This is a genomic window from Carboxylicivirga linearis, assembly GCF_018271995.1.
In the GTDB taxonomy this organism is placed as follows: domain Bacteria; phylum Bacteroidota; class Bacteroidia; order Bacteroidales; family Marinilabiliaceae; genus Carboxylicivirga; species Carboxylicivirga linearis.
In genome coordinates this window covers 107,203-113,202 of the sequence record NZ_JAGUCO010000017.1, presented here as the reverse complement: position 1 = coordinate 113,202, position 6,000 = coordinate 107,203, and the positions used below count along the sequence as shown (strand labels likewise).

4 protein-coding genes and 1 pseudogene are annotated in these 6,000 nt (G+C 41.4%); 2 read left to right on the top strand and 3 right to left on the bottom strand.

Annotated elements, in window-relative coordinates:
- A pseudogene (locus KEM10_RS17230) lies at positions 1-911 on the top strand (hypothetical protein); the annotation flags it as partial.
- Positions 912-1,047: 136 nt separating this feature from the next.
- Positions 1,048-1,686 carry a GNAT family N-acetyltransferase gene (locus KEM10_RS17225; protein ID WP_212217274.1) on the top strand — a complete coding sequence of 213 codons (639 nt, stop codon included), beginning with the start codon at positions 1,048-1,050 and terminating at the stop codon, positions 1,684-1,686.
- A 119-nt stretch (positions 1,687-1,805) separates the two neighbouring features.
- On the opposite strand, the gene KEM10_RS17220 is transcribed toward KEM10_RS17225, so the two are convergent.
- The 3 genes from KEM10_RS17220 to hutI all read right to left on the bottom strand — a co-directional run bounded on the left by KEM10_RS17220 (position 1,806) and on the right by hutI (position 5,419).
- Positions 1,806-2,219 carry a threonyl-tRNA synthetase editing domain-containing protein gene (locus tag KEM10_RS17220; RefSeq protein WP_212217273.1) on the bottom strand — a complete coding sequence of 138 codons (414 nt, stop codon included), beginning with the start codon at positions 2,217-2,219 and terminating at the stop codon, positions 1,806-1,808.
- Positions 2,220-2,378: 159 nt separating this feature from the next.
- Positions 2,379-4,070 (bottom strand): glutamate formimidoyltransferase, encoded by a 1,692-nt coding sequence (ftcD, locus tag KEM10_RS17215; protein WP_212217272.1) that lies wholly within the window; start codon positions 4,068-4,070, stop codon positions 2,379-2,381.
- Positions 4,071-4,168: 98 nt separating this feature from the next.
- On the bottom strand, positions 4,169-5,419 hold the full coding sequence (gene hutI / locus KEM10_RS17210; protein ID WP_212217271.1) for an imidazolonepropionase: 1,251 nt from the start codon (positions 5,417-5,419) through the stop codon (positions 4,169-4,171).
- Positions 5,420-6,000: the final 581 nt, after the last annotated feature.

Sequence of the window (6,000 nt, the reverse complement as noted above, 5' to 3'; positions counted from 1 at the left end):
TGTTGATATTACAATGGTGGAATCCGTTTGCATGGTGGCTACGGAAATTAATAGCCCAAAACCATGAATTCTGTGTTGACAAAGCCATGATGCAAATTTCGGAAGAACCCAAACAATATCAGTATTCATTAATCAATTACTTGCCCGGGAGTACCAATTTGAGGTTGGTAAACAACTTCAGTCAAAGTTTAATTAAAAAGCGAATAATCATGATGAATAATACAATTCAAAATAAAATTAAAACACAGTTAAAGGGAATACTTATTACAGCCTTTACTGCTATTGCATTGCTGGCATGTACCGATTCGGATAAAACTACATCGGATAATGAGGTTGAAACCCTGACAGGTGCCCGGGCCACGATAGAATATCCTGATGGAAGTATTTATAGCGTTGTATTAACCGACAATGGTTTGGTTGAGGAAGCAGAGAACTTAAAAGGTGTTCAATTTATCCTTAACGGAGAGGTTGTTGACTGGACTTTATTAAAAGGGCTCAATGCAGATCAGATTAGATCTTTGGGGCAAATTCCTGTTGGCCAAAATTTTAAAGGCCTGTTATCGGCTGACAACAATGGGGCAATATTTGTGATGACCAAAGATTATGAATTGCCTAAATCTGATAAATCCATTTCTGATCAAATAATTTACCTGAATGGAGAGAGGTATACCGAAGATATCAATAGTATTTCTCCAGATGATATTGAGGCAATTAGTGTGTTAAAGGGTGAAGCAGCTATTGAAAAATATGGTGAAGATCATAGTCAGGGAGTGATTGAAATTACAACGAAGGATTTTGAAAGTACTTCTACCAATTTAGAAGGAACTTCTCAGGATGAAGTAGTTGTGGTGGGTTATGGAAAGATGGAAGATAAAGAAGTTAATGATGTTATTAAAATAACGAAGAAATGATTGATATGCATTAATAATATTGGTGGTTTTTTGTGAAAGTAGCCCGGGTAGTATTTTTGCCTGGGCTACTTTTTTATAGACCAAATGGTCGGCAGTTACTTTTTTATCTTATTTTTGCCATAAACGCAACGCTATTATGAACGAAATATATTTGAACCTTCCGTTAATTGAATGGATTGGTTATTTGGCATCAACACTGGTGTTTATTTCATTGAGTTTATCATCCTTGGTAAAACTTCGTATTTATAATTTTATCGGATCGTCCATCTTTTCGTTTTATGGTTTTTACATAGGTGCTTTGCCGGTAGGTATTATGAACCTTTTAATAGCGCTATTTAATATCTACTATCTGCGGTTTTTATTGTTTAAAAAGGAACGATTTAGTTTAGTCAGGGCTAATGTTGATGATGAGTTTTTACGTCATTATTTGTTATATCACTTCAAAGATATCTGTCGTTTTTTTCCTGATTTTAATCTCAACTTCGACAAACGAAACGGCCAGGTCTTATTAGCATTGCGCGATGCCAAGGTGGCGGGTGTTTTTATTGTGAGCAATAATGAAGAGGGCAGGTCTGAAATTATATTGGATTATGTGACGCCCGAATATAGAGACTACAAAACAGGCCGCTTTTTATTGCAGAAATACCGTGAGCAGTTTGCTGATGTAAATAACAATAGACTGGTTTGTGAATCAAATAACAAAACGCACATTCGTTATTTAAAAAAGATGGGATTTGAGCAGGTAGGAGAGCAGGAGTATATTTTGCAGATGTAGTTGAGGTGGTTATTTGTTTAATCGTTGAGTTGTTTAAACGTTGAATTGATTTACATACAGTTAAATAGTTGGTCAACTTAACAATTAAACAACTTGGCAACTGCACAACTCTACATGCATTACAGTTCAGCCCAGATACGTGCCAGTGAAAAGCCCGGTGCATTAATGTTTAAATCAAGGAAATAACCGAAAGGTGTTTGAGCTACTTCGTGTTCGGCATTCTCCAATCGTTTTTGAGCCGCATCAAATACCTGTTTTGTAAAATCAACGTTGGCCTTTGATTCGCCTAAATGAGCAAAGGAATGGAGTACAATTCGTTTGGTGTTGTTCTTGCGGGCAGCCCATTTTAAATGGTTAACCAGCTTTTTTTCGCGGCTTTTTACATCTTTCTCTTCATCGGCTTCTTCAATCTGAATGCAGGCCAGCAGACAATCTTCAAATGATTTAGCTTCGCCCGGATCTGGTGCATCTTCCAGATTTTTAACCTGTGGAGTGTAACTGAATGATTGGGTGTAAAAGATAAGTACGCGCATAATATTCTTTGTATAGGGCTAATGTACTAATAGTTGGTTAGTTTGAAAGGTAAATGGTGGAAGTTTATGGTTCGATTATCAATGAATCAATTGGCAGTTAGTTAATAGGAATTGATAAACAAAATGCCCCTTCGTTAAGAAACGAAGGGGAGTAATCTTTTATCCAATTTTCTGGTTCACTATTTCCAGAATTTCTTTTTCGGCTTTTATGGCTTTTTCTTCAATCATTTTGCCTTGGGCCAGAACGCTTTCAACAAAGCTTTTATCATCCAAACCTGAGGCGTTGATCTTCACATTCAGGTAAGCACCCATCACGGCACTTCTTACGCATAAAGCACCTACACCTGCATCCGATACCGAATTAAGATTACCTGTTTCGGCCATGGCACGAATCATTTCAAATGCTTCGTATGATTTTTGCATTACTTTGAATGGTATTTCAATGGCAAAGCGCGTGGCATCGTCAATGGCTTGTTTGCGGGCGGCTTTTTCTGCATCGGTTCCTTTAGGCAAACCAAAAGCATCCATAATGCGATTGAAGGCATTGGTGTCTTCGTCAACCAATCGCAATAATTCGCTTTGGATAGCCATTCCTTTTTCGGCCCAGTCGCTGAATTCTTCCCAACGATTATCCCAGCCTCGTTTGTGAGCCGATAAGTTGGCCACCATAGTGCCCAATGCAGCTCCCAACGAACCTACATAAGCCGATATAGATCCCCCGCCCGGAGCAGGCGATTCCGATGCTGTTTCGTCAGCAAAATCGGTAAGGTTCATATCAATCAGCTTTTTCTGATCATCTTTTAAAATGTATTCAATGATCTTCTTATCCGGATCGAATGGATATAATTCATCCAGTCCCATTGACTTAACAGCTATCTTAATGATTTCTCTTTCTGGAATACCGGTTGATCGCTCTTGCTTACGCAGGAAGTATTTACCGGCATCTAACATAGCTTGTAAAGGAACTACGCCCACCATTTCGGAACCGGTTACGCGAATGCCACGGGCATTAGCACGTTCGTAAACGGCATCGTAAGCAACATGCAGAGGTGTAACGGTTATATCAGTGAGGTTCATCGAAATCTGGGCAACGCCATATTCCTCAATAAACCAGCCAATACCTTTAACCGACTTCAGCATACCGGGTTCCATCACCGGATTGCCTTTTTCGTCTTTTACAATCTTACCGGTTAAAGAATCTCCTTCTCGTTTTACACGTCCGCGCTCCCGCACATCAAAAGCAATGGCATTGGCACGACGGGTAGAGGTGGTGTTAAGGTTGACATTGTATGCAATAAGGAAATTTCTCGCTCCCACAGCTGTTACTCCCGATTTAGCAACACTTTCGTTCCACTCGGCAGGACCAAAATCAGGTTTCCACTCAGCTGTACCGATACGTTTAGGTACGGCTTCGTATTCGCCTTCGCGGCACGATGCCAGGTTTTTGCGTTTGTCTTCTTGGGCAGCAAACTCATAGCAGTAGATAGGAATATTCAATTCTGTTCCGATACGTTCTGCCAGTTTATGTGCATACTCAACGGTTTCTTCCATGCTGATATTGGCCACCGGAACCAGCGGACATACATCGGTAGCACCAAAGCGGGGATGGGCTCCTTTGTGGTGGCGCATATCAATCAGCTCCTGTGCTTTTTTAACGGCCTGAAAAGCGGCTTCGCAAACTTCGTTGGGTGTGCCTACCATGGTTACTACAGTACGGTTGGTGGCCTGACCCGGATCAACATCAATCAGTTTAACACCGTCTACTTTTTTTATTTCATCGGTTATCTTTTCGATGATGGTCATATCGCATCCCTCGCTGAAGTTTGGAACGCATTCGATTAGTTGTTGCATATATCTTTGTGTTTATTTGTCGATTTGTTTAGCTGTTAATTTGTATTGTTTAAGGATTCTTGTAAATAAGCTAGCGGCTAGTAGCCAATAGCTATCAGCTATTTAATAATAACTCCATTTAATATCGTTGTCTCCACCTTATTCTCTCCATAAGCGTATGGCAGGTATTCGATGCCGGGGATGGGTTTAGTAATAACAAGGTTGGCTTTTTTGCCTTTCATAATCGAACCCAGTTCCTTGTCGATGCCCATTGCGTATGCTGTGTTTTTGGTAACGGCATTAATTACTTCTTCGGGCAGCATGCGGTACAGTACACTTCCCATGGACATAATCAGCTGCATATTACCCGACGGTGATGATCCCGGGTTAAAGTCGGAAGCCAAAGCAACGGGTAATCCTGCATCCATCATTTTACGAGCCGGAGCGTAGGCCATATTCAGGAAGAAAGCTGCTCCGGGTAGGATGGTTGGCATGGTGCCTGAGTTAAGTAATGCTTTTATCTCGTCATCGCCTGTAAACTCCAAATGATCGACCGAAAGTGCGTTGTGCTGAACACCTACCTGTATACCACCTGAATAATCCAGCTCGTTGGCATGAATCTTAGGTGTCAGTCCGTATTTAGCTGCTGCATTAAGTATGCGATCGGTATCTTCAACCGTAAAGAAACCCACATCGCAAAACACATCCACATAATCGGCCAGATCTTCTTTAGCCACTGCCGGAAGCATCTCATTAATCACCAAATCGACATATTCTTCTTGCTTGCCACGATATTCCATGGGTATAGAATGGGCACCTAAAAACGAACTTTTGATGGTGAGGGGAGAAGCTTCTTTTAAACGACGGATCACGCGCAACATCTTCAACTCACTTTCTAAGGTAAGTCCGTAGCCACTCTTGATTTCCACAGCTCCGGTACCCCAGCGGATAATTTCCTGAAGTCGTTGCATCGCATCTTCAAACAATTGATCTTCGCTGGCTGTTTGCATCAGCTTGGCCGAGTTTAGAATGCCGCCACCACGTGCAGCAATCTCTTCGTAGCTTAAGCCTTTTATCTTATCAACATACTCTACATCTCTGCTTTTAGGATATACCAGATGGGTATGCGAATCGCACCAGGCAGGCAGAACCAAACGATCGCTTGCATCAATAACTTCTGCATCGCGGGCAAATTGCTGAGCTGAAAAGTCACTCATCGACCCATAATCCTTAATCAATCCGTCTTTCACTTCCAGCCAGGCATTGTTAATGACAGGTAGCTTAGCCATATCGCTTCCGGCAACATACGGTATGTGTTGCTCTTCTGTTTGAATCAGGCTTTTTATATTTTTTATTATCAGGTTATTCATGTTTCGAAATGTATTCTTTTTGCAAAAAATAAAGGTAAGGCATTATCTGTTAGCATGCTTATGATTTTGGTCAATCGGGAGGTTTTATGTTAGGCAGAAGGCAGAAGTTTGTTAGGCAGTAGTCAGTGGACAGTAGTGAGGTAGAAGGCAAATAAAGCTGTTAGCATACGGACTGCGGACTCTGTGCTTCGGACTCATCAACACAGACATCCCTCCGGGATTAGAATGGCAGCTTTCTTAAGAACATAGCATTTACATACTATGCTGTTACAGGTGTCCCTTTGGGACTGTTTTTTAGTCATTAGTCAGTAGTGAGGTGGAAGAAAAGCTGCTGATTTTTGGCTCGCGGACTACGGACTTTAGGCTTCGGACTCACCAACACAGACATCCCTTCGGGATTTGAATTGCAGGTTCTGATGTGAACATAGCATTTACATACTATGCTTTTGCAGGCGTCCCTTTGGGACTGTTTGTTAGTCAGTAGTCAGTAGTCAGTAGTGGGGCAGAAGGCAGAAGAAAGCTGGCTATAAGCTGTTAACTATCGGACTTTGGACTTTGTGCTTTGGACTCATCAACACAGA

What these genes read in the sequence shown, in the direction of transcription:
- hutI (WP_212217271.1), bottom strand. Translation starts at nt 5,419, where the DNA reads ATGAATAACCTGATAATAAAAAATATAAAAAGCCTGATTCAAACAGAA.
- KEM10_RS17225 (WP_212217274.1), top strand. Translation starts at nt 1,048, where the DNA reads ATGAACGAAATATATTTGAACCTTCCGTTAATTGAATGGATTGGTTAT.
- KEM10_RS17220 (WP_212217273.1), bottom strand. Translation starts at nt 2,219, where the DNA reads ATGCGCGTACTTATCTTTTACACCCAATCATTCAGTTACACTCCACAG.
- ftcD (WP_212217272.1), bottom strand. Translation starts at nt 4,070, where the DNA reads ATGCAACAACTAATCGAATGCGTTCCAAACTTCAGCGAGGGATGCGAT.